23 protein-coding genes and 1 pseudogene are annotated in these 23,071 nt (G+C 47.4%); 11 read left to right on the top strand and 13 right to left on the bottom strand.

The annotated features are described in order from the left end of the window. Nucleotides 1–128 precede the first annotated feature (128 nt). Nucleotides 129–797: a CIA30 family protein gene (locus AC5JLB_RS12785; protein ID WP_495874210.1), complete on the bottom strand. Its 669-nt coding sequence runs from the start codon at nt 795–797 to the stop codon at nt 129–131. 259 nt (nt 798–1,056) lie between these two features. Between AC5JLB_RS12785 and AC5JLB_RS12790 the strand changes: the two genes are divergently transcribed. Then, on the top strand, nt 1,057–1,950 hold the full coding sequence (locus tag AC5JLB_RS12790; RefSeq protein ID WP_495874211.1) for an alpha/beta fold hydrolase: 894 nt from the start codon (nt 1,057–1,059) through the stop codon (nt 1,948–1,950). A 454-nt stretch (nt 1,951–2,404) separates the two neighbouring features. Here the strand turns inward: AC5JLB_RS12790 and dpsA are convergent, their stop codons facing one another. Next, a complete protein-coding gene (dpsA, locus tag AC5JLB_RS12795) occupies nt 2,405–2,941 on the bottom strand; it encodes a DNA starvation/stress protection protein DpsA (protein WP_495874212.1) in 537 nt (178 codons plus the stop codon). Nucleotides 2,942–3,222: 281 nt separating this feature from the next. Between dpsA and AC5JLB_RS12800 the strand changes: the two are divergent. From AC5JLB_RS12800 to tpiA, 3 genes and pseudogenes are all read left to right on the top strand, one after another. Continuing rightward, nucleotides 3,223–3,462, top strand: a pseudogene (locus AC5JLB_RS12800) (IS1/IS1595 family N-terminal zinc-binding domain-containing protein); the annotation flags it as partial. 251 nt (nt 3,463–3,713) lie between these two features. After that, entirely contained in the window at nt 3,714–3,965 is a 252-nt protein-coding gene (locus AC5JLB_RS12805) for an Asr1405/Asl0597 family protein (RefSeq protein WP_495874213.1), read from the top strand. Nucleotides 3,966–4,046: 81 nt separating this feature from the next. Beyond that, nucleotides 4,047–4,778, top strand: a complete 732-nt coding sequence (gene tpiA / locus AC5JLB_RS12810; protein WP_495874214.1) for a triose-phosphate isomerase — start codon at nt 4,047–4,049, stop codon at nt 4,776–4,778. 98 nt (nt 4,779–4,876) lie between these two features. On the opposite strand, the gene AC5JLB_RS12815 is transcribed toward tpiA, so the two are convergent. The 5 genes from AC5JLB_RS12815 to pstS form a co-directional block, all read right to left on the bottom strand. Beyond that, on the bottom strand, nt 4,877–5,626 hold the full coding sequence (locus tag AC5JLB_RS12815) for a response regulator transcription factor (RefSeq protein WP_495874215.1): 750 nt from the start codon (nt 5,624–5,626) through the stop codon (nt 4,877–4,879). A gap of 354 nt (nt 5,627–5,980) precedes the next feature. Further along, entirely contained in the window at nt 5,981–6,799 is an 819-nt protein-coding gene (gene pstB / locus AC5JLB_RS12820; protein WP_495874216.1) for a phosphate ABC transporter ATP-binding protein PstB, read from the bottom strand. A gap of 99 nt (nt 6,800–6,898) precedes the next feature. Next, nucleotides 6,899–7,777: a phosphate ABC transporter permease PstA gene (gene pstA / locus AC5JLB_RS12825; RefSeq protein WP_495874217.1), complete on the bottom strand. Its 879-nt coding sequence runs from the start codon at nt 7,775–7,777 to the stop codon at nt 6,899–6,901. Nucleotides 7,778–7,779: 2 nt separating this feature from the next. After that, a complete protein-coding gene (pstC, locus tag AC5JLB_RS12830; RefSeq protein ID WP_495874218.1) occupies nt 7,780–8,760 on the bottom strand; it encodes a phosphate ABC transporter permease subunit PstC in 981 nt (326 codons plus the stop codon). A gap of 238 nt (nt 8,761–8,998) precedes the next feature. Beyond that, nucleotides 8,999–10,036, bottom strand: coding sequence for a phosphate ABC transporter substrate-binding protein PstS (gene pstS / locus AC5JLB_RS12835; protein WP_495874219.1), 1,038 nt, complete (start codon nt 10,034–10,036; stop codon nt 8,999–9,001). 281 nt (nt 10,037–10,317) lie between these two features. Here pstS and AC5JLB_RS12840 point away from each other — a divergent pair, with 281 nt between their 5' ends. Further along, nucleotides 10,318–11,406, top strand: coding sequence for a hypothetical protein (locus AC5JLB_RS12840; RefSeq protein ID WP_495874220.1), 1,089 nt, complete (start codon nt 10,318–10,320; stop codon nt 11,404–11,406). A 73-nt stretch (nt 11,407–11,479) separates the two neighbouring features. Here AC5JLB_RS12840 and AC5JLB_RS12845 read toward each other — a convergent pair whose 3' ends face one another. Both AC5JLB_RS12845 and AC5JLB_RS12850 read right to left on the bottom strand, forming a co-directional pair. Further along, nucleotides 11,480–11,887: an ExbD/TolR family protein gene (locus AC5JLB_RS12845; RefSeq protein ID WP_495874221.1), complete on the bottom strand. Its 408-nt coding sequence runs from the start codon at nt 11,885–11,887 to the stop codon at nt 11,480–11,482. 2 nt (nt 11,888–11,889) lie between these two features. Next, nucleotides 11,890–12,573: a MotA/TolQ/ExbB proton channel family protein gene (locus AC5JLB_RS12850; protein ID WP_495874222.1), complete on the bottom strand. Its 684-nt coding sequence runs from the start codon at nt 12,571–12,573 to the stop codon at nt 11,890–11,892. A gap of 450 nt (nt 12,574–13,023) precedes the next feature. Between AC5JLB_RS12850 and AC5JLB_RS12855 the strand changes: the two genes are divergently transcribed. The 3 genes from AC5JLB_RS12855 to AC5JLB_RS12865 all read left to right on the top strand — a co-directional run bounded on the left by AC5JLB_RS12855 (nt 13,024) and on the right by AC5JLB_RS12865 (nt 15,257). Further along, a complete protein-coding gene (locus AC5JLB_RS12855) occupies nt 13,024–13,485 on the top strand; it encodes a hypothetical protein (protein WP_495874223.1) in 462 nt (153 codons plus the stop codon). Nucleotides 13,486–13,749: 264 nt separating this feature from the next. Beyond that, entirely contained in the window at nt 13,750–14,580 is an 831-nt protein-coding gene (gene crtA, locus AC5JLB_RS12860; protein WP_495874224.1) for a cyanoexosortase A, read from the top strand. Beyond that, nucleotides 14,577–15,257 carry a cyanoexosortase A system-associated protein gene (locus AC5JLB_RS12865; protein ID WP_495874225.1) on the top strand — a complete coding sequence of 227 codons (681 nt, stop codon included), beginning with the start codon at nt 14,577–14,579 and terminating at the stop codon, nt 15,255–15,257. Before crtA ends, AC5JLB_RS12865 begins: the two co-directional genes overlap by 4 nt. Nucleotides 15,258–15,329: 72 nt before the next feature. Here the strand turns inward: AC5JLB_RS12865 and AC5JLB_RS12870 are convergent, their stop codons facing one another. Continuing rightward, nucleotides 15,330–16,394, bottom strand: a complete 1,065-nt coding sequence (locus AC5JLB_RS12870) for a glycosyltransferase (RefSeq protein WP_495874226.1) — start codon at nt 16,392–16,394, stop codon at nt 15,330–15,332. Nucleotides 16,395–16,517: 123 nt separating this feature from the next. Further along, nucleotides 16,518–17,054 (bottom strand): hypothetical protein, encoded by a 537-nt coding sequence (locus tag AC5JLB_RS12875; protein ID WP_495874227.1) that lies wholly within the window; start codon nt 17,052–17,054, stop codon nt 16,518–16,520. Nucleotides 17,055–17,320: 266 nt separating this feature from the next. Here AC5JLB_RS12875 and AC5JLB_RS12880 point away from each other — a divergent pair, with 266 nt between their 5' ends. Next, a complete protein-coding gene (locus AC5JLB_RS12880) occupies nt 17,321–17,818 on the top strand; it encodes a DUF1622 domain-containing protein (RefSeq protein ID WP_495874228.1) in 498 nt (165 codons plus the stop codon). Further along, a complete protein-coding gene (locus AC5JLB_RS12885; RefSeq protein ID WP_495874229.1) occupies nt 17,818–18,339 on the top strand; it encodes an HPP family protein in 522 nt (173 codons plus the stop codon). Before AC5JLB_RS12880 ends, AC5JLB_RS12885 begins: the two co-directional genes overlap by 1 nt. A 118-nt stretch (nt 18,340–18,457) precedes the next feature. Here the strand turns inward: AC5JLB_RS12885 and AC5JLB_RS12890 are convergent, their stop codons facing one another. Beyond that, nucleotides 18,458–19,429 (bottom strand): DUF4432 family protein, encoded by a 972-nt coding sequence (locus AC5JLB_RS12890; RefSeq protein ID WP_495874230.1) that lies wholly within the window; start codon nt 19,427–19,429, stop codon nt 18,458–18,460. A 284-nt stretch (nt 19,430–19,713) separates the two neighbouring features. Next, nucleotides 19,714–21,414 (bottom strand): sensor histidine kinase, encoded by a 1,701-nt coding sequence (locus AC5JLB_RS12895; RefSeq protein WP_495874231.1) that lies wholly within the window; start codon nt 21,412–21,414, stop codon nt 19,714–19,716. Between the two features lie 519 nt (nt 21,415–21,933). Between AC5JLB_RS12895 and AC5JLB_RS12900 the strand changes: the two genes are divergently transcribed. Beyond that, nucleotides 21,934–23,025 (top strand): class I SAM-dependent methyltransferase, encoded by a 1,092-nt coding sequence (locus AC5JLB_RS12900; protein ID WP_495874256.1) that lies wholly within the window; start codon nt 21,934–21,936, stop codon nt 23,023–23,025. Nucleotides 23,026–23,071: the final 46 nt, after the last annotated feature.

Genomic DNA, 23,071 nt, shown 5'->3' on the forward strand with positions numbered 1-23,071 from the left:
CCTTAGACTGATTTACAAAGTAAATTCCTAGATATTTTTTTGTGAATTTGCCTAGAAACTCAAGTTACAAATACTTGAATAGCTAAGCATCAAATCCTAAATGGCGGTATCAGAGATCGTTAAGGATTTCATACCGCCCTGATCTCACTGACTTCTAAATGAAATTCCCCCGGATGGAATTTAGGGTTGAGTGCTCCGTCGTACTCAAATTTGCTGAGCATGAGTTGCAGCGATCGCACTCGACTCGAATTCACTGGCATTGCATTTGCCATTGTTTTCGCTCGAAACACAGGAATCAGTTCTGAAAACGAAACTCGAACGTTAATCCACTCGTGCGCCACGGTATCAAACGAGTAAGAGTATCCGATACTGTCCCAACCGTCATCATCGCGCACTAAAAATTTGTAGCGATTGCCGTCGCCCTTAACCCGCAGTTCAATCCCGGTGTAGCCGGACAGATCGATGGCTGGATCAAAATTTCGAGTCCGTACTGAGGCAAACCCGCCGGAGTTGTTAGTTGAGACATTGCCTGCAAATATCGCTTTGCCATTACTCCACTGAAACGAGCTATTGCTGACGCCACCCATGACGACATCGTCCAACGCGCCCCATGTTTTGGAAATATCAGTTGCAGAATTGCTAAAGTCGAACAGAATCCGTTCGTTACCTTGTCCTGTAAGGTCGGCTTGAGGATTAGGACGGGGTTGTATCATTTTTTGAATCCAACTGACAACAGGAATCGCTTCAAAATAGTCTAGCGTTTGAATGAATCTACCGAGATCCCATTTCTGCGTCATGGCTGCGCTTTGGTAGAGAACATCTTCATTTTAGTGAAACGCTCAATTGGAAACCGGATGAATGAAGTACGGAAATACGAATTGAGTTTTATACGTTGTAAGCGCTTGGTGTCCCTACTTGGTTCAACGACTTGAAGCAGTGCAAGGCTTTAGGAAGATGGCGATCGCAGATCCTTGCTCTATTCTTGCTCTAGGCAGTGGGAAGGAACTTTATTTGACGACACTATTTATTTGAAGACGCCATTTATTTGACGACACTATGTTGCAATTTCAGCCCCCTGGATTTGGACAAAAAACCATTCAGACATCGCTCGGCGCGATCGCATACTACACCCCGATCGATTCACCTTGGACATCGGATTCCGCCTCATCTCCGATTGTCTTTCTCCACAGCTTTGGTGGCGGAGCTTCTGCTTACGAATGGTCAAAAGTCTATCCCACATTTGCCAATACACATCGCGTCATTGCACCTGATTTGATTGGTTGGGGAAGCTCAGATCATCCAGCTCGAAATTATCGCGTGGATGATTATTTGACCACGATCGCAGAAGTGATTCAGCAGGTCTCCGAAGAGCCGGTAACGCTAGTTGCTTCGTCGCTGACAGGAGCGATCGCTGTTCGCCTCGCCGTGGAGCGCCCTCAATTAGTTCAGTCGCTCTTTCTTAGCTGTCCGTCCGGGTTTGCGGATTTTGGACAAGATGCAGGGCGCCGAATTCCGTTGCAAGTCATTGGGTTGCCGCTTCTTGATCGCGCGATTTATGCGATTGGCGCAACAACAGAGTTAGCCGTTCGGAACTTTTTGGAGCAATTTCTGTTTGCGAAGCGCAACCGCATCACCGATGAAATGGTTTCAGCCTATCTAGAATCAGCGCGTCAGCCCAATGCAGAATATTCTGCCTTAGCGTTTTTGCGAGGCGATTTGTATTTTGATTTATCAATGTACCTGTCTCAACTGACGATTCCGACCGCGATCGTGTGGGGCGAACAGGCACAGTTTACGTCGATCGATCTAGGTCGTCGTTTAGCGGCCCTAAATCCTCAAGCGATTCAGAGCTTTCAGTCCATTCCTAATGCGGGCGTTTTATCTCATCTGGAGCAGCCCGGTGTCATAGCAGGCTTGTTATTGCAATGGTTGCAATTTCACACCCGATGACTTGAGATGCCCTAGCTTAATATTTTTGCTTCTTTTTTAATACTAAATTTTGCTTCAACCTATTTCTAGGATGGGCGCTTTTAGGCTGCGATCGCCAGTGTAGCGGTTCTTTAGCATCGAAAAAGCTTAGAGATACTGCCATTAGCTATCAAAATTATCAGCGTTTGATCGCGGCACTTAGTCCTTTGACCTGGAAATAAAATAACTAGTTTGTGCCCAAAACTTCATTGGACAAGGGCTTTATACGAACGAACGCCAGGCCGCAACAAAACTTAATCATCAGTTATTGAGAATTTATGTAGATTATTTGAAGTGAACTAATTGAGTCTAGCTCTCAATAGATAAAACACTGTTCGATCTGAATCAACGTTATTGGATTCCCAAAAACGAAAAATCGCCGTAGAGAGAACATGTCTGTCTCTACAGCGATCTGTAACCTAATTAAACGACTTCACTATCGACCAATGACTAAAGTATCGGGCGCAAGGAAGTGGGTAATATGAAATGTACGGTCTTCGGTTGTAAGCAAAATCTTTTCATACAGATAGCGAGTCGCGCGATCGCCCAACGATTCCGCTTGAGCCGCTCGCCGTCTGAGTTCGCCAATGATGGCTTGTTCTGCGCTGAGGTCATGCTCTAACATGACTCGGCAGGAATATACATCATCTGACTCGGGCGTGAAGCAGCATAGCTCAGACAGCTTGCTAAAGCTCACGGCGGGAATGCCACCTAACCCATTGAGCCGCTCACCAATCTCGTGGGCATACTCTTGAGCCTCCTCGTAGCTTTCATTAAAAAACTGATGCAGCGAATAGAACTCTGCTCCTTCGACGACAAGATGTTGCTTTTGGTACTGCAAGTACAACGCTTGAAAACTGGCAAATAGAATATTTAATCCTTCGCAAACTGGCTCAGTCGTTGAGCGCTCTAGCAAGACCGGATTGTCTACAATCTGTCCGAAAGGACGAACTAGCATCTGAGCATCAACCATGGGGTTCTCCTGTGAATATGTTTCCTTAACGTGTTTCCTTAAGTGTTCTCTTAACGTGTTCTCCGTTCAGCAGGACTCAGCAAGGGATAGACATAGTATTCAGTAACTTTGTACCGCTACACGCCTCTATAAACGATTGAGCCATGTTTTCTATTAAAAAGCAAGCGAGAAAAGCGGCTTGCCAAGCCACAGTTGAGAGGAGTTTTTAATACTGAAATTGTAACAATTTCTACTTTGAGATAACGATTAAGTTCCGAATGGTTGTGCTGCCCAATTTAGAGATGAAATGTCCTCACTGTTACTCTGAGCAAACTAGTAAAAATGGTCACCGTCGGGGAAAACAATCTTATCTTTGCAAACATTGCGGACGGCAGTTTGTCGAGTCTTATTCATCTAGAGGTTACTCTGAAGATGCTAAACAGATCTGCTTAAAAATGTATTGTGATGGGGCTGGGTTGAGAGCGATCGAGCGAGCGACAGGAATCAGCCATAACACAGTAAGTAACTGGGTTAAGCAAGCAGGGTTAACTCTCCGAGAACCATCTGCGGGAGACGACTTAGAAGAGAATTTAGGCTCTCGCTCTTCCAATTTCCAAATCAATAGTAGAGTTTGAAAAATAGCTTAGATTCTTTAACTTATGCAGCTTGAAAAGCTGAACTAACGATATCTTCAAACCTGAATTGATAGCAGAAAATTCATCATTACATCATTTAGCACCCTCATAAAAATCTGACCAGACAAGTTGAATACTATTGCAACTCTTTGTAATCTGTGAGTACCCCCGTGAATTTAGAAAATTCCCCTTACCTATCGAGTGCGATCGTCGAAATTCAGTGTGACGATCGCTGGCAAGTTTACTTTCGACTACAAGAATTAGACGTGCAGTGCTGGTGCGCGGCTCATCAACCCTTGACCGTGCGCGTGGATAGCGCGATCGCACTGATTCACGTCTGGAGCGTGGTGAAGCAAACCGAGGCGCGATCGCAGCTCATTGAATGGTTAGAGGCGTGTTGGTGCGATTAGCGCAATTAGCACATTCAAAAATGTCCCCTAAAGCCGTAGACTGAAGGATGCTATTGAACGTGATTTTGGGCTGAGCGACCTGTGCGAAAAGTTATCATTGCTGGCAATTGGAAGATGTTTAAAACTCAATCGGAGACAATTGAGTTTTTACAGGGTTTTTTGCCCCAACTAGACACCACTCCTGACGATCGAGACATTGTGTTGTGCGCTCCGTTCACCGATTTGGGAACGTTGTCTAGAAATTTGCATGGTAGCCGCATTCAGATCGGCGCTCAGAACGTCCACTGGGCAGAGTCGGGAGCGTTTACGGGCGAGATTTCTGCCGCCATGCTTATTGAATTGAGCGTCCGCTATGTGGTGATTGGGCACAGTGAGCGCCGACAGTTTTTTGGCGAAACTGACGAAACGGTAAACCAGCGGCTCAAGGCGGCGCAAAAAGCGGGTCTCATTCCTATCCTGTGTGTGGGCGAAAGCAAGCAGCAGCGAGACGCCGGAGAAACGGAATCGGTGATCTTCAAGCAGTTAGAAAAAGGGTTAGTCGGCATCGATCAGCAGAATTTAGTGATTGCCTATGAACCTATTTGGGCGATCGGTACGGGGGACACCTGTGCATCGGACGAGGCAAATCGCGTTGTTGGTCTGATTCGGAAGCAGTTGAGCAACCCAAACATCACAATTCAATATGGTGGCTCGGTTAAGCCTGACAACATTGATGAGATCATGATGCAACCAGAAATTGACGGAGCACTAGTGGGAGGCGCAAGCTTAAACCCGCAAGATTTCGCGAAGCTAGTCAATTATGGCAAGATCTAGTTGAAGGTGTGGTAGCGGATTTGGTAACAGATGCAGAGGTAGCGATCGCCCTCCAGCAACAGTTTGCAAAGGACAACAGATAATAGCGAGACGTTTCCTTATCCAAATCGATAGCCAAATCCTCGAACCGTAATAATGTACTGCGGGCTGCTAGGCTCGATTTCTAACTTTTCGCGCAGCCATCGGATGTGAACATCCACTGTTTTTGAATCGCCCAAGTAACTGATTCCCCAGACTCGTTCTAGAAGTTCTTCGCGGGCAAAGACACGCCGGGGAGTTTGCATAAATAGTTCGAGCAGCGAGAACTCTTTAGGAGAAAGACTGATTTCTTCACCGCGAACTGTGACTCGAAATTCTTGCAGATAGAGAACAATGTCTTGAAACTGAAGCACAGGAGAAGCTTGAGCGCTAGGTTGAGATTGACGACGCAACAGCGCCCGACAACGGGCAACTAATTCCCGCAACCCAAATGGTTTTGTGAGATAGTCATCCGCCCCAACTTCCAGCCCTACCACAATATCAGTTTCGCTTCCTCTAGCACTCAAAATCAGAATGGGCATTGTGTTCCCCTCTTGCCGTATCAATCGGCACAGATCCAACCCCCCAGTGTAAGGAATCATCAGATCCAGGATCAGCAAATCGATTGTGGGGATAGCAGATGCGGTTTGCGATTCACCTTGCGAAGTCCTAGAGGAGCGTTGAAGGAGTTGAAGAGCTTGACGACCATCTTTGGCAGTCAGGACTTGATAGCCTTCTTGAGTGAGGGCAAGGGTAACGGGTTCGAGAATCAAAGGTTCATCGTCAACGACTAAAATGCAAGCAAGATAGGGAGTTTCGGACAGTTGCATACAGGCGCTCGTAACAGCAATTCTCGCATCTCAGAACTTTAAAATTCCAGCATTAACTAATGCTCTTTGTTGACATAGAGACACCTGTTAAAAGCTTCCTACCTTTTCTTCTAGCGAGAAGACAGTAGGATTTGAACGTTCAAGGATTGCTGAGTTGTCGTGCAATACTGCTTATGTAGCCTACTGTTCTCAAGCCAGCTTCCTCAGGAAATAGGCTTGTGGTAGTAAGGCTGTCGGCATGTTGCCCGATGCGTGAACCACCTCTAGAATACGTGTCGCGCCGTTCACTCAGGTTAAGGTTATTTAAAAAATAGATTAAGCCTTCGCTTCAACAAAACAGATTAAGCTTTCGCTTCAACCAAATCGCCCTTCAATATAGTCGCGCGTCCGAGAATGGGTTGCAGACCCAAAAATTTTAGCAGTTGAGTCCAGTTCAATTAACCGCCCCACTTGGCTTTCGTCCGTGCTGAAAAAGGCAGTGTAGTCTGAGATGCGAGCCGCTTGCTGCATGTTATGAGTGACAATGACGATCGTCAACTCCTGCTGTAAGGAGCGAATCAGTTCTTCAATTTTGAGGGTTGCGATCGGATCGAGGGCAGAACACGGCTCGTCCATCAGCAAGACTCGTGGTTTTACCGCTAACGCCCGCGCAATGCACAATCGCTGCTGCTGCCCGCCCGACAAGCTTAATGCCGATTTCTTCAGACTATCTTTGACCTCATTCCACAAGGCGGCATCGCTGAGTGCTGACTCAACCACATCATCCAACACAGCGCGAGACGGACGACTAAACACCCGCACACCATAAGCCACATTATCGTAAATGCTAGTTGGAAATGGGTTGGGCTTTTGAAACACCATTCCGATTTGACGTCTTAAGCGATTGAGGTTGACTCGCTGACTGTAAATGTTTTGTCCAAAAAATTGAATCTCGCCCTTGACTCGCATGTTGCTTTCGAGTTCACCAATGCGGTTAAGTACTTTGATAAAGGTTGATTTACCGCATCCGGACGGGCCGATAATTGCGGTTACTTGTCCTGGGTAAACGTCAATTGAGACCTCTTCAAGAACTTGGCGATTTCCGTAGTAAACATCTACACTGCGAGCGCAAAGTGCTAGATCCGATTCGGAAGATGTGGCGAGACTAGGGGTTGGAGAGTTGGGGGATGACATGGGAGAGAGAAGATCAGGGATGAAGAATGAAGAGGTAAGTTATGCGACTAGCGCAGAGCGCAGCTTCAGAAGAACCACACATGTCGTTAACGTATGTTGTTAACGCTTGCGGGTGATCAGTCGCGAGAGCAGATTGGTGAGTAGCACCATTCCGAGCAGCACAACCGACGCCGTCCACGCCAACTGAGTTTGTTCGGGAAAGGGAGAGCCAGAGTAGTTGTAGATCATGACGGACAGCGACGGAGTTGGATTGAGAATATTTTCGATCCAGCTTTGACTAAAGAGGGCGGTGAATAGCAACGGCGCAGTTTCTCCAGAAACACGAGCAACGGCAAGTAAAACGCCAGTTGTGATACTTGGTAATGCTGATGCTAATACAATTTTGAATGTTGTTTGGATCGAGTTTGCACCCAGCGCGGCAGACGCGAAACGTTGCTGTTGAGGAACAAGCTTCAATGCTTCTTCGATCGACAGCACTACAATCGGTAACATGATCACTGCCAGTGCAAATGCACCTGCTAACGCCGAGAATCCTTTGTAGTTAAACAGAGTGGCTAATACAATAACGGCGTAGGCAAAAACGCCAACGACAATCGATGGAACCGCGCTAAGAATTGACATCACAAATCGAACAATCGTTGCTGTCGCACTTGTTTTACCAATTTCGGACAAGTAGATTGCCGTGAGAATTCCCAACGGAACGCTGAGCAAGGCTGCGATCGCGACCATTAAAACAGTGCCTTGAATCGCATTGCCAAAGCCACTCGGAACTCCGGTTTCCCCGGCGGGTGCTGGCAATGAGGTAAACACCTCCCATTTCAGCCCCGGCAACCCTTGGCGGAAGATCTCAAACAGAATTGAGAGCAGCGCCATTAAAGCGAGAGCCGTTGAGAGGACTGCGATCGCGCTCATCCCGTAGCTAAACAGAGTGCGTCCAAGCGGAAGCGGCTTCGTCAGTTGTCGATCGAAAAAAGCCATGGCTACTGATGTTTAAATCCAAATATTTTTACAATAAACATCGCTAAGACATTAACCGCTAATGTCAGTGCAAACAGAATTAACGATAAATACATTAATGCACCAATATGCAGTTCATCTAATGCTTCGGGAAACTGATTGGCGAGAATAGCAGGAATCGTATTTCCAGAATCGAGCAATGAGGCGCTAATCAGATCAGAGTTGCCAATCACCATTGTCACTGCCATTGTTTCCCCTAATGCCCGTCCCAATCCCAAAATGACGGCTCCGGCAATACCAGACAGACTTGCTGGCAGCAGAACGGTGAAGATCATTTCCCAACAAGTCGCCCCAAGGGACATAGAAGCGGTGCGAAGATCGGACGGAAAGGACGCCATGACATCGCGGCTGATCGCCGCGATCGTTGGCAGAATCATAATGGCTAAAATGACACCTGCCACGAGCATACTAGGCCCAAAGGTTTCGGTACTAAAGAGCGGAATCCAACCGAATTGATTGTGCAACCAAAGCTGAATTGGCTTGAGAACGGGAATCAACACAAAAATTCCCCAAAGTCCAACAATGACGCTGGGAATCGAGGCGATCAGTTCAACTAAAAATCCGAGCGGCGATCGCACCCAAGCGGGCAAGAACTTTTCACTCGTGACAATGGCAACAAAAATTCCGATCGGAACGGCGAAGAACAGCGCGATCGCAGATGACACAACCGTGCCGTACAGATACGTTAGTGCCCCAAACTGGAGTTGACTAACATCCCAATCTTGACTTGTCAAAAACGCTGCACCAAAGGTTTTAATGGCGGGGAATGCTTGTTTGAAAATGACGCTGCCCATCCAAAATAGGAGCGCGATCGCGGCAAGTGCAATGATCTGGAGAAACCAGGCAAAACTGCGATCGAGCCAAGCTGTGTCTCCACCCACAATCGATTCTGATTTAAGCGATTCTGATTCAAGAAATTCTGACTGAGCTTTGGAAGAATTCATCAGGTGACGGGTCAGTAGAAAAAGAAAAGGGGCATCTGTACAGAAGTGCCCCCCGACAGGGTGTGAAATCTAAACAACACGTTAGGAAGGCGATTAGAAAAAGGGCTGCCGTCGATCGCCATGGGGAGACAAGTAAAGGACTATAACCCCAATCGTCCTCTACCAGCCTGCTTTAGAGCAATTCGCCCGAAGCGCTCTAAAGGAACGGCGTCAGCCCTCACAGGTGTGATCGGGCTTCTTACTTCACTTCGCTCTGAACTTGCTGAAGCGCCCGATTTGCCGTCTCAGCAGGAATGCGGGTGAAGTCGAGAGAAGCGTTAACTTCTTGTCCTTCTGTTAAGACATACTGCACCCACTTCTTAACGGCGTCTGCCTTCTGGGGATCGTCGTATTTCTTGTAAACCATCATCCAAGTCAAGCCTGTGATGGGGTAGCCGTCGACAGGATCACCCTCAAACACGCGGAAATTATCTGGAAAAGTGATCGACGAAAGTGCTTTATTCGTGTTCTCAAGCGATGGGGTGAGGTACTCGTTTTTCTTATTTTGCACCGCTGCGATCGCCAAATTATTCTGCTTGGCGTAAGCATACTCAACGTAGCCAACTGATCCGGGTGTTTTCTGAACGAGAGCCGCAACGCCAGGATTTCCGCGACCTTTGAGCGGATTGGTTGTCCAGCGAGGAGCCGTTCCTACACCCACGCGACCTTTGAAGTAAGGGCTAATGGAACTGAGATGATTGGTAAAGATAAACGTTGTGCCGCTCCCATCTGCCCGCACCACAGATTTGATAGGAGAGTCTGGAAGATTCACGCCAGGATTGTCTTGAGCAATCTTAGGATCGTTCCACTTGGTGATGCGCCCTGCAAAAATTTCAGGCAAGACTTGACGAGAGAGCTTGAGGTTAGAGACACCCGGGAGATTGTAAACCGGAGTAACCGCGCCGCCAGCCGTCGGTACAAGAATCACACCGCGCGAGACTTTACTGATATCTTCGTCGGTCATAGCGGCATCGCTACCGCCAAAATCTACAACTCCTGCGATCGTTTGACGAATTCCGCCACCGCTCCCGATCGCTTGATAATTTACCGTGATATCGGGATTCTTTTTCTTAAATTCGGAAATGTACTTTTCGTACAGCAACGCCGGAAATGTTGCTCCGGCTCCATTCACCGGGATGGCTTGAGCAATGGCAGTCAAGATGGGGCTGAGCGCGATCGCGGCTGTTACCGCAGAAGCAGTGATAGCGCGACGTACAACGGATGCAGAGAGTGTCATTGTCATCAAAAACCGATATACGGCAATTCAGGTAACAACGACAACAGTACAACTACAGGAGTTAAGCGAAGACAAACAAATTGATAACAACTGATTAAAAGAAGTTAAATCTTTGATTAAGAGAACTAAAACGCTAACTAGAATCAGCAATTCATAACGAAGTATGGCAAAAATGATTTGCTATGAGATCTAACTGTGGGTACAAAGTGATCTAATATGGAGGTCGACCGCAGTAACGATAGAGCCAACCAATTAAACAATCATTAAAGCAATCCAGCGCGATGATGAAACCATCCTTACCTGCGATCCCCCCTTCTATTCAAGCGTTGGTTAGACCGATGCTATTTGTGGCACTAGGACTTCATGCGTTGATTCTTTTTGTGCCGTTACCAAAAGAGCAGCAGAAGCCGCCAGAGAACAAAGAAGCACCCGTTAAGATCACTCAGCTTCCGACAACGAAAGCGAATTCTCAACCTAAACTGCCTAAGGCAACGCTCGCAAAACCCAACAAGCCAACGCTGCCTAAAATTAATCGCGTCAGCCCAAATTCAGTCGTTCAAAAGTCAGCCACTCAGCCGCGATCGGACGAGGTGAAAACCGCAGATCGTACACCCGCTAAAAGCCAGCCGCTGAATAAAACACCAGCGATCGCGACATCGTTTGCTGATTTTCCTCAGTATCAACCCTCTACGCCCGATTGTTTTGAAAAAGGGTTGGGCGAAAACTGCCGTGTGGCAACCGCCGCTTTAACCACCGTTGAGAGCTTCTATCAATCGGCTCCCAAAGCCAAAGGATTTACAGTGACGCCCGCAGAAAATGGCGCGGGCACAAAAATATTCAGCGTCACGGCTAAAAGCGGTGAAACTCGCTATCTCAGCTTATTTAGCGATGAGCCAACCACCGTGATTTTGCTCTCTAGCGAGAAGATTACAGACTTGGCTAGTTTGAAGGGATCGGTTAGTCCTCCAGCCGACTATGTTGAACTGTTGGCGACGGTTTTACCGGAAGGCGATCGCTCAGACAATCCAGCAAATAACGCTAATCCAGAGCAGTTTGGTCAGCCGCAGATGTTTTATAACGTTGTGGACGAGGCAGAACTCCAGAAGGGAACGATTCCTGAGTTGCGTCCGGGAATTGACACCTCACCCAAACTTGCCCTCGGACAAGCTCCAGCAACCTTCTATAGCGCCACGCTAGAACCAGAGTTGAAAGGCATATTTGATGAGGCTGCGAAACAAGGGCAATACGGTGGCGGCGACCTCTACCGCTTGAAAAAAGGCAGCACAACCATCTACCTCAATCTCATTCCAGTGAAAGGACAGGAAGGCACGATCGTAGTAACTTGGCTCAAAGATCCGACAAAAGGATAGACCTAAGAAAACCGCAGAAACCTCGGTATAGGTCTCTGCGGCAACAGGTGGTCAAACTAAAAGGGGATGCGGTTTACTCGATCGCTAGCGAGATGCGATCGCTGCCAATATCTCGCAGTACTCCCAGCGTCTGCACAACTTTCTCGTAGGGAAGTGACTTGTCTGCCTTGAGAATAATATTGCCCTTCGGATTTTTTTGAAAATAACCAACGACTTGCTGAGCAATCTGAGTATCGTTGGCTGTAGTGGTGTCAATCATGACTTGCCCTTGTCTGGTTATGCCAATCACCAAAGGATCGGGAGGCGTTTCCTGGTTAACTCCCTTCTCTGCACTCGGCAGCGATGCATCAACCGATTGAAATTTGGTTAACGACATCGACACTACAATAAAGAACGTCAGAATCGTCAGAATCACGTCCATCATTGGAAGGAGATTCAATTCTGGCATTTGAGAGCTGCGACTTTGAGCTTTAAACTTCATAGCTATCCTCGAAAGGAAACTTCAGGAGCAGCGGCACGCTCGATTTCATCTAAAAATGGCTCATACCAAACTTGGCGATAAATGAGTTCTAGCTCACCGCCGACTTTTGAGAAATATTCAACTTGCTGAGCTTGCAGCGTCACAGAGATCCGAAAAACGCACAGTGCTAGAATCGCCACGACCATACCAACTGCGGTTGACGTGAGAGATTCGCCGATCCCCGCCGCCGCTTTTGTCGTGTCTGCTGAGCCACCCCCACCGCCAATGTTGAGGTTATTAAACGTGAGGATGAGACCTGTCACTGTTCCCAACAGCCCCAAGAGCGGCGCGAGGGCAACCACAGTTTCTAGTAACTTGTCACCCTTTCGCATTTTGGCAAATTCTTCATCGCCTGCCGTCTCCATCGCCAGGCGAAAGGTTTCCGGCGTTGGCTGCTTGAGCTTGAGGGGCGCTAACAGAAATCGACCGAGTGGCATCGATTTTGAGCGTACTGCGATCGCACGGGCATCAGTCAAGCTATAGCGGGCTGCTTCCAAAACATCATGGGAAAGTTGTGCTTCGGTTCGCCACAACTGGAACCAAAATACACTCCGATCTAGCGCACATGAAAGGGTCGCGATCGACAAACCTGCAAGAGGAATAACGACTGGACCACCTTTACTGACAACTTCGTACAAATTGGACATTGAGCTAGGAAAAATTTAAGTTAGCGATGAATGTAACAACGAAGGCGATGCTTTAGATGCAGCCGTTGATGCACAACAAGTCCCTGTTTAGAATAGCGGAAGAGAACCGTGTGATAGTTAAGGTTAGGTAAGAAAGGCAATAACTTTAAGTTAAAAAATGAATTTGAGCTTTCATCTAATGCTTCGTTAATTGTTAGTAGCCCAACAATTCTGTCGCACACCGATCGCATCAAAGATAACTGGCTGAGAACGAAACGCTACTTGCCGCGGGTGAACGGAGTCGTCAGCTCGTTGTTAGATCCAAAAGTCAAAGTTAAGTTTTAGATGCGTCTGCTCTGCCTTGTCGTGAATTCACCGACGCTTATTTCTGTAAATACGATATTCTGTAAATACAGAAATTGGTAAGGCGAAAATTCGCAAATTACCTTTGTTGATCCACGGAGATAGAAGATGGTAGGTAAAAAAAGCAAAGCTGGTACAAACTCTAAAGCAGTTTCACCCAATCCGTCTAAAACGAGCGAGAACAATGGTGTAGCTGAAAACCCCGTTCCAGAAGCCTCCCCAGCAACAGTAGAACCAATTGAAGCCAAAGAACCAACGACAGAGAAGAAGTCTACTGAAGCCCAAAAAGCGACTAAACCAAAATCTGTTCGCGCTGCGAAGAGTACAAACAACGGGCAGACTGTAGAAACCGTTGAGCCGCAAACTGATAAAAAGTCGGCGAAAAAGCAAGAACAGGCAGCTAAAAAAGCGGAAAAAGAGGATTCCTCTGAGAAGTCGGTAAAAATGAAGCGTCTCACGTTGGATATCTCTAAACCATTGCACAAAGCAATTAAGGCGAAGGCGGTTGAAGAAGGCGTGCCGATGGCAGATATGCTGCGATCGCTGCTAAAAACTCATTACAGTCAGTGATATCTCGCCCTAAATCTTCCCTAATGCGCTGCAACGCAATCTATTAGAAGCGTCCGAGCATGGCGCTTTGGTATCTTCAGCCGCAGGACAACGGTGAACGTCGAATCTTTTCCACTAAAGTCACGTTAAAGTCAGCGCTATCTCTAAGGATAGATGTAGATCAACACAACCATCCTGAAAAGCTCTATCCGCAGAGACTCGCGCCCAGCTTAACGAATTCAGTAATGTCATTCACCAGACGGCAACTAGGTTGATTTAGCGATCGTGAAATTTTTAGATGCAAAGTTTCTACTGCTCGGAGTCGCCGTTGCGCTGACAACACTTCACTTGACTCTAGTATGGCGGAGTGAGCATCCTGAATTATTAGAGCCAAGCGTGTTGTGTTGGTCGGCAGCTTGGTTTTTGGCCTGGCGGCAAGATTGGAGAAAGTTTAATAGCGGACGGGCGGCAACTAGCGTTGGCATCCTTGCGATCGCGTGGATTTTGCTTCGGAGTGCATCAACTACAGGATACGACTCATTCTTGCGATTTGCCCCTGTTATTTCGGGCATCAGCTTAGTGCTACTGGCATCTGGCTTTGGGCAACTGCGGCAGTACTGGCGCGAGTTGGTTATTCTTGGATTTATCGCCATTCCAACTACGAGTTTGATGGCAGCACTGGACATCTCCCGCCCAACCGCAGATCTTGCCAGCAATCTGTTATGGTATGCAGGCTATCCTGTCACCCAGCAAGGCGTTAATCTGATCATGCCAACCGGAACCGTAGAAGTCTATTCTGGATGTTCTGGCATCGGTCTAATCTTTCAACTGCTTACGTTGACGTTCATATTTGTGATGCTCTTTCCGTTGAGCCGTTTTCAGACATTGATTTTACCGATCATTGCTATTATTGTTGGCTTTGTGATTAACGGTATTCGTGTTGCGCTGATGGCAATTTTATTTGCCCAATCAAAACGAGAGGCATTTGATTACTGGCATTTAGGCAATGGCTCACTCATCTTTTCACTGATCGCTGTTTCGTTGCTCGGCGGAGTGTGTTACTACCTATTAGAGCAAGCAGAGCGCTCTGATGTGCAAGAAGGAGCCGAGTCGTGAAGCAGTGGGAACAAGTCCGCAGTTACCTGTTAGCCGCTACGTTACTAGGGAGCGTGGGTGTTTTAGGAAAGCTCGTTTTCTTTCCTAAGAATCAAATGCCGGACGTGCCAACATTTACGTTTCCAACAACAGTGCCGTTGCAAAAATGGCAGTTTGTGCAGAGCTACCCGATGACGCTTCAGAAAGAAACTGCACCTGCTCTCGTAACCAGCGTCGATGCTCAAACGGTAGCGGGCCAGCAGTATCGATACATCCAAAACGGAGCGCCATTAACGATCGAGATGCGCTACTTTGTGGACACTTACATTCACGTTCCGTCTATTCTAGAAGACTCAACACTCGCCTCTCGCAAGCTGGACTACAGAGTACTCAACTCAGCAACGGGAGAATATGCGCGATTTGAAGAATTTGGCAAAGTGCATCGGAGTGCTTGCGTGACGCAGTACGGTGGAACGTCGGTCAGCGATCGCCAGTTACGCCAACGCCAAAACACCCTGCCTGTGCTGTCAAAGCGCTTTTTCCCGTGGTTCTTAGGTCAAGCTTCATTGCGGGATTTGCGCTGCGTCTGGGTCAACATGGCGATCGAGACTCGGACATTGAATGCAAACCCGCAACTGCTAGATCAAGTGTGGTCGGAGTGGGTGCAATGGTGGCAGAACCATTATCCTGATTTATAATGCATCATTCACAACGTTCAAAAAAGCGCGACGTTGCTCAGGATAGATACTCCATTACTTCCAGAAAATCTATCACTTCTGAAGAAGTTTTTGCTGCAATGATGGATACCATGCTCTCAATTGCTCAATTTTCATCGTAAAAATTGGTAGTGAATATCTCAGGGCGGTCAAGAGTCCTCGAACCTGCGGTAAAGACCATCGGCGGCTGAGGGCATCTTTAAGCCACTCTGCAATTAATCGTCGGCTGATCAACTGATAAAATTGCAACTGACTGCGGATTAAGTGATCAGAATTTTTTCTAAGGAAAAGTGCCTGATTCAAGCCAGAAAGAGCAGAGACTTGGTAGCGCGAAAGCCGACCACTGCCACTATTGAAATGATGTGCCTTGGCATTGCCTGCCTCAACCAAAGCTCCATGTCGAGAGATTCGATAGCTGACATCGGCATCTTCAGCCATTGCATAGTACAGCAGTAGGGGTTCAAAGGGTTCAGCTAGAAGCACTTCGCGTCGAAAGGTCATGCGATATCCTGCCATGATATGAACTGGATGAGTATTTAATTGCTGAACCGCCCTTGGAATCTCACGATCGGGATAGTCTTGCTCGTAGGGAATCCAAAGCTGTTCCCTGTCCATTAAAAGCAGATACTTCCAGAGCAGTCTCTGAATCGCACCCAATCGCGACACATGTTGCGTTGACCAACCCACTTTTTTCTTGGTGTCATTGATTTCCAGTTCTGAAGGTGGAACATCCATCGCAGCCGCCTGCACACCCTTTATTCGTTCTTCGGGATCTGCCTCATAGACGCGCATAATTTCTTCGGCACACATCGGATACATGAAGGTATCGTCATCAAACAAAAACAAAACATCCGCAGTGGCTAAGTGAATGCCTTGATTTCGTTGATGGGTTGAAGATCGAGTGTGGGCAGCAACATAAGTCCAGCGAATGTTGGGATGATAGGCTGCAATCTCAGTCGAAATGCGATCGCGGGTTCCCTCCCAATGATCACTGGCGTCAACAACGATAATTTCACTGGGTGGACGGGTTTGTTTCACTGCAAGTTTAAGACAGGTTGGGAGAACTTTCTCGCGGTTGTACGTGGCGACAACGAGTCCCCAGGTTAGCGATCGCGCCATAGAAAAACCTCAAAAGTAAAATCTCGAATGGTCAAACGGGTCGTACAAATTCAGAAATCAAATCAAGAAGAGACAGTTTTCACTCCAGAAAGCGAACCGTGAAAACAGATTAAGGGAAACAGATTAGGGGGGAGGAACAACATCTCCATCAGATGGCACTTCAGTACCCTCAATCTTGTGAAGGCTAAACGCACCACCTTCATCAGAGCAAACGAGAAGTCCAACACAAGTTCTCAACGTCAGTGAATGCTGAATCCTGCTTTGAAGCCGTGATACTGGCTTCCCTAAGGCTTGAATTTCAATTCTTAAGTCTGGAACATAACTCAAACGAATCCGTGAATCACGAACTCCAGATTCGATCAGACAGTTTGGCAGCAAAATTTCGTCGCTGGGTTCGATAGCAATTCGCTTCGCGAAGCTCCAAACGGTTCCTTCGGAGTTGCGCTCCGCGCTAATCGCGGCATGGTGCTTAAACAAAAACGGAATCTCTTGATCCGATTGATTCTGAAAACTGTAAGTAAGGGCGTCCGGCTCCGTTGTCTTGTCGTACAATTGTTCGATTCGCCCTCTTGAATCAGGGCGGACAACCCGTTGAAGGTTAGAATTCTCTAAATTAATCGACTCAGAATTCTGCTGAGTGGATTCTAAACCTTGTCGCACTGCTTGACCCCCATCTGCCGTGGTAAGGATTCTACTGCGACATAAATATGTCTAACGTCTGTCTAACGAGGTATGGGCGATAAATTTAGCTCTGATGCCAGAAAGGGTTGGGTAGCTTACATTACCATTATCCTGACGTATGATGCAGCATCCACAACGTTCAAAAAAGTGCAACAGTGCTCAAGATAGATACTTCATTACCCCAGTCTTTCTAAAGTATCAGTATCCTTGAGTCTTAGATGCTTCACAACTATGACTAAACAAGTATGGCGAAACCAGATCCTTCACGGGATGACCTCATTAATTTGCTGCTTCCTTTAGCGTTGATTTTAGGTTTAGCATTGCTGCTTAGTTTAGATGCGGGCCAACTAAATCAAGAGGCACCAGATACTCAACTAGAGGAGTGGCTGAGGGTGATTGTAGGTTACTTAGCGGGTGGCGCAGAAATTGCAGCAGCTTTAGTGATCGGAGTCGCTGTTATTCGAGGAATTATTGCTTATTTCCGTCAAGCGTTTTCACATCGGCATTCGCTGGATTCGACAGAGGTAATTCGGCTACAGCTTGGGCGAGTTTTGGCTTTAGGGTTGGAGTTTAGCGTTGCCAGTGACATTCTTAGAACTGCCGTTGCACCCACTCGACAGGATATTTTGAATTTAGGCGCGATCGTACTCCTTCGGACTCTGCTCAACTATTTTCTAGAGCGTGAGATTCAGCAGGGAGAGCGGAAGCGAGCCTCTGAACGTTCTTCACCGGAGGCAGAATAATGGGTCGTCGTCGTCGTTCTAGCTTAAAGTCAATAGAAGGTGCAAATCGCACGATAAGACGCCGGTTAGATCGCAAAGGAGAACTGATGTTAGCGACAGTTCCAACGATCACGGTACTGATTGTTCTAGCATTGGTAGAAGTATTGAGCCGTCAACGTCTTTTATTTGCATCGCTTGCTTCTAGCGCATTTCTAATCTATCTTGATCCCCAGCATGGCACCAATCAAGTCCGAACGTTAACCTTAGCTCAAATGTTGGCCGCCACGATTGGGTTTATCACCCATCTCATCTTTGGTGATGGCTACTTGTCCGGTGGCATTTCAATGGTCACAATGATTGTGTTAATGATTGTGTTTGATATTATGCATCCTCCAGCCGTATCCACGTCTTTAAGTTTCGCACTTAAAGCAGGGAACGAAAGTAACTTAGTGCTGTTTGGCTTAGCGTTGGCAATTACAGCAACTTTGGTGTTATTGGAGCGATTTGCGCTATGGTTGATTGCCCGATACGAATCCCATTAATCGGATGGTGATCATTGAATGATTACCACATTACATTTGTCCTCATCTCCAGCGCCTCTCTCCATGCCAAAGAGAGGCACTAAATTTTTTCACTGCTGAAAAACCGATTAAATTGTAGTCACTCCAATCGCACCGTTAAGGTTCGAGTTTGGGTTTCGTGGGGTTGAAGTATCGCAGCGGTTCCCTGTTGACAAGCGGTTTCTAAGTCATAAGGCATGGTCGTGCATGGCTCTAAAATTAATACATAGCGATCGCACCAACCGCCATAGCTTTGAAACACCCAAACGTAAGGAAAATCGGCTGTGTCAAATCGGAATTTCAGTGTCGATCTCAGCGGAGTTGTGCCGTTCTCCAATCGTGGCTTAGAAATGCCACATTCACCCACGGCTAATTCTGAACTGTAAAAGAATTCTTGAAGCTGCGACGATCGCGCTTGGGTGTGCTGCACATTCACTTCGTTTCCGTTTGCATCTAAGGCTGTTGGAAACTGAGTTTTGCCGTCGCGTCCAATGATGCGGCTAAAGTCGAGAACTACAGGTTCGATTAGACAATTCGGCAGCAGAATTTCGTCGTCGGGTTCAATCGCGATCGCGGCATGGTGCTTAAACAAAAACGGAATCTCTTGATCTGACTGATTTTGAAAGCTGTAGGTCAGGGTAAATTCTGGCTTTGTTGGGTGAAGTTGAATCCTTTTTTTGACGTGTACCGGAACCGTCTGACACATCAGCTCAAGATGCAAGTCAAAAGGCATATGCGATTTTACAGCCCAAGCCTGCGACCAAAACTCACCATGATCGATTAGTTGATATTCCCGAAATTCGCCTTCCACATCGTTTGGAAATATCTCGTCCCAACCGCCAGTCCAATTCTCATCAAAGGAGGCTCCAAGGGGTAGGGTTCTATGCGACTCGTCATAATCGGGCGGATGCCAAAGCCAATTCTGCCCTGTTTTCTTATCGTGCACTTGATCGATCCGCCCTCCTAAATCGGGGCGCACAAACAGTTGAAGCTCAGGATTCTCTAAACTGATGGACTCAGAATATTTCTGAGTGGATTCTAAACCTTGTCGCAATGCTTGACCCTCATACACCGTGGTAAGAATTCTACTGCGACGTAAATATAGCTAACGTCTACCTAACGGTATGCGCCCTAAACCGAAAATTCATACCAGAAGCGGATTGGGCTTCCTTCAGAACAAGCCTCGTCTACAGGGATAACAGATGCCTCCGGGAAGGCTTCGCAAGTAGCAGCCCTGCTGAGACTAATCCGGTCGTCATCCGTTATCTGATCTGCTGCCAACGAGAAACCTTTGCGTAAGTCCTACCGTATTGATACTCTACATCGCGTTACACAGCCTGACTCACATAGCCCGACTCACATAGTCCGACTCACACAGTCTGCACTCTCTAACCCGAGATCAGAACTGCAAACTTTAGCTAGTCTCATCGCCTCTACATCTTCTTTCCAAATCGGCAGGCTGACGGTGAATGTTGCGCCTTGCCCTTCACCTGCACTCGTCGCCTCGACCTGACCCCCATTCAGTTCCACCAAATGACGCACGATCGCAAGCCCTAACCCTAACCCCCCAAATTGGCGAGTCATACTACTATCGACCTGGCGAAATTGATCGAAAATAATCGGCAAAAACTCTGAGCTAATGCCAATGCCCGTATCCACAACCTGAATTTGAACATGTTCTGAGGTTCGAGGAACCAGAGACGGAGGGCGAATTGAATTTTGCAAATTAAGAGGCATAGAGTCGGGCTGACGCTTAAGGCGAATCTCTACTTTCCCCGATTCAGGCGTAAATTTGATCGCGTTTGAGAGTAAATTGCCAATCACTTGCTGCAACCGTGCCGGATCGCCCCACACTTGACCTCCTGGCGTATCTAACACAGCGGTTAACTGGATCGATTTTGCCTCTGCTGATGGACGAACCGCTTGCAGAGCGTTACTGATAATCGCTTCTAAATTAACTAGCCCAAATTTGAGGTGGAGTTTTCCTTGAATAATTTTAGAGATATCTAAAATTTCCTCGACCATGCTGGCTTGAGCGGCGGCATTGCGCTCAATGGTTTCTAAGGCGCGATCGCGGGCTTCCGCATCAAAGGAGCGCGATCGTAAGAGGCGCGACCAGCCCAGCACAGCATTAAGAGGAGTCCGCAACTCGTGAGAGAGAATTGCTAGAAATTCATCTTTTAAGCGGTTAGAAGATTCTGCCTCCTGACGCGCGAGTTGCTCTTGTACCATCTGAACCCGGGCAAGTTCAGCTTGCTTACGGGCAGTGATATCTTCTAGCGTTCCGACATAGCCGAGGAGTTGACCCTCCGCTGATAGCATGGGAGCCGAGCTAACATGTACCCAGCCGATCGTGCCATACGCCAACTCAACCCGAAACTCATCGGAGTACTCGCCGCCATCGTTTAGATGAGCTTGCCAGCTTGAAATGGCGCGATCGCGATCGCTCGGATGAACAGACTGAAGCCAGGACGTATCGATGCGTTCTCCAATCGAGAGACAGCAAATCGCCTGACATCGCGGATTAGTATACGTGCAGTGTCCCTCGGGATCGGTGACAAAGATGCCGACGGGCGAACAGGTACTCAACGAGCGAAAGCGTTCTTCACTCCTCCGCAATTCGGTGTTGACCGCGATCAGTTGGGCCGCTTGATGCTTCAATGCCTCAGATTTTTTGAACAGATCGACGAAAACAGCGACTTTGGAGAGAAGAACGGAAGGGTCAACTGGTTTTTGAAGATAATCGACCGCACCGCAAGCGTAGCCCTGAAACATTTTCTGGTCGCTATTGAGTGCCGTCAGAAAAATAATGGGGGTTTGACGCGATTTAGGGCGACGACGAATCAGTTCAGCGGTTTCAAGCCCATCGATCCCAGGCATCTGCACATCCATGAGAATGACGGCAAACTCTTGATGCAGGAGCGATCGCAGTACCTCTTCTCCCGATCTTGCTCGAACCAAAATCACATCTAAATGCTCTAAAATGGCTTCTAAAGCAAGAAGGTTTTCTGGCTGATCGTCCACGAGCAAAATTTTAACTTTCGACTGCGACTCCATATGCGTTTTCATCGAGAGAACTAAAGTGTCCTATGAGAACGGGGGAGCTAAACCCGTGTTGCCTTATACTTGATAAGCTTTAGCAACGCGTTATGCCTAGCCGTCTATGTTAGTGCCCTGGGGGGAGAATCGTCTCTAGCTGAAGTAGGAGATATTGTTTTAATTGCTCCCACCAAATGCACTGGAACCATAGTATCCAAAATTAAATTAATGGACTTTTTTTTTGATATTTCGTTGCTTCAATCTAAGTAAATATTCTAGGTGTTCGGCGGTAGCACAACCGATTGAAGTTGTGTCATAAATAATAATTAAACTGCTGAATTTGACGTAGCAATCAGTTGTTAAAACTAAAAACTTAGTATTCGTAGTAGCTGGCGAAGTTATTCACAGATTGATTCTAGTTTTGGTAACTAGAGTATTGCAGCTTTACTTTTCAGAGCGGATGAGGAGGATTTTGAGATTAAACATTACGAATCGCAAGTCAAGGATTACATCACCGAAGGCAAAGCAGAGATTCAGATCGGCAACTCGTTCTATCGATCGCAGAGCGCTATTTCAAGAGATTTAGGAGTCTTAGCGGCTGAGGTTTATCGACAGAGACAGGCTCGTTTAAGAGTGCTAGATGTAATGTCAGGATGCGGTATCCGTGCCCTCCGCTATGCCTTAGAAAGCCACGCCGACTGGGTATGGGCAAATGACGGCAATCCAGATGTAGGCGAGGTTTTGCAGCACAACTTAGCACAATTGGCATTGCCAAGCCACACAGGAACGCTGTCCTCGACGCGCTACCAGATCACTCATCAAGAGGCAAACCGTCTTTTACTCGGGTGCTACTACCGCCAAGATTTTTACGACTTGGTGGATTTAGATTGCTTTGGTTCTCCAGCACCGTATTTGAGCGCAAGTCTAGGAGCAGTCGCGATCGGAGGATTACTTTATCTCACCAGCACCGATGGACGAACTGCAACTGGACATGCTCCTCAAAACTGCTTATCTGATTATGGAGCGTATGTGCGCGTCCACCCAGCAGGACACGAACAAGGATTGAGGCTCCTAATTGGTCACGTTCAACAACTCGCCGCGACCAACGGCTTTGGAGTGGAACCCATTTTTTCGTTCTTTAAAGGACAAATCTATCGAGGCATGGTGCGCTTGGTAGCGCGATCGTGCCTAACGCCCCAAAATTACGGCTACTTAGGATACTGCCATCACTGCGGCAACTACCGCGCGATCGCATGGCGAGAGTTAGGACGAGCGGTATGTCCTCACGATGCTCAACCGATGGTAGTCACAGGCCCGATTTGGCTGGGTCAACTGCACGATGTGGAGTATCTCCAAGCCTGCATTGCCCTTGCCGAAGCTTGGAATTGGAAGTCGCAAGCTCGACTGATGCGGCTGATGCAGACCGAAACAGATCTGCCGCCTTACTTTTATCTGTTAGGTGAAATTGGGCGGCGCGGCCAGATCGATATTCCGAAACGAGCCTCGCTGACGCAAATTTTGCAAGACTGGGGTTATCGCGTCAGTTCGACTCATATTCATCCTGATGCGATTAAGACCGATGCAAATTTGCAGACCTGCGTTCGAGCCGCGAAATCCATTAGTGCTTGAAAGGTGTTACTTGAAAGCAATCCAACAGACTTCGCGGAGCCAACTC

It is taken from the genome of Myxacorys chilensis (assembly GCF_059505265.1).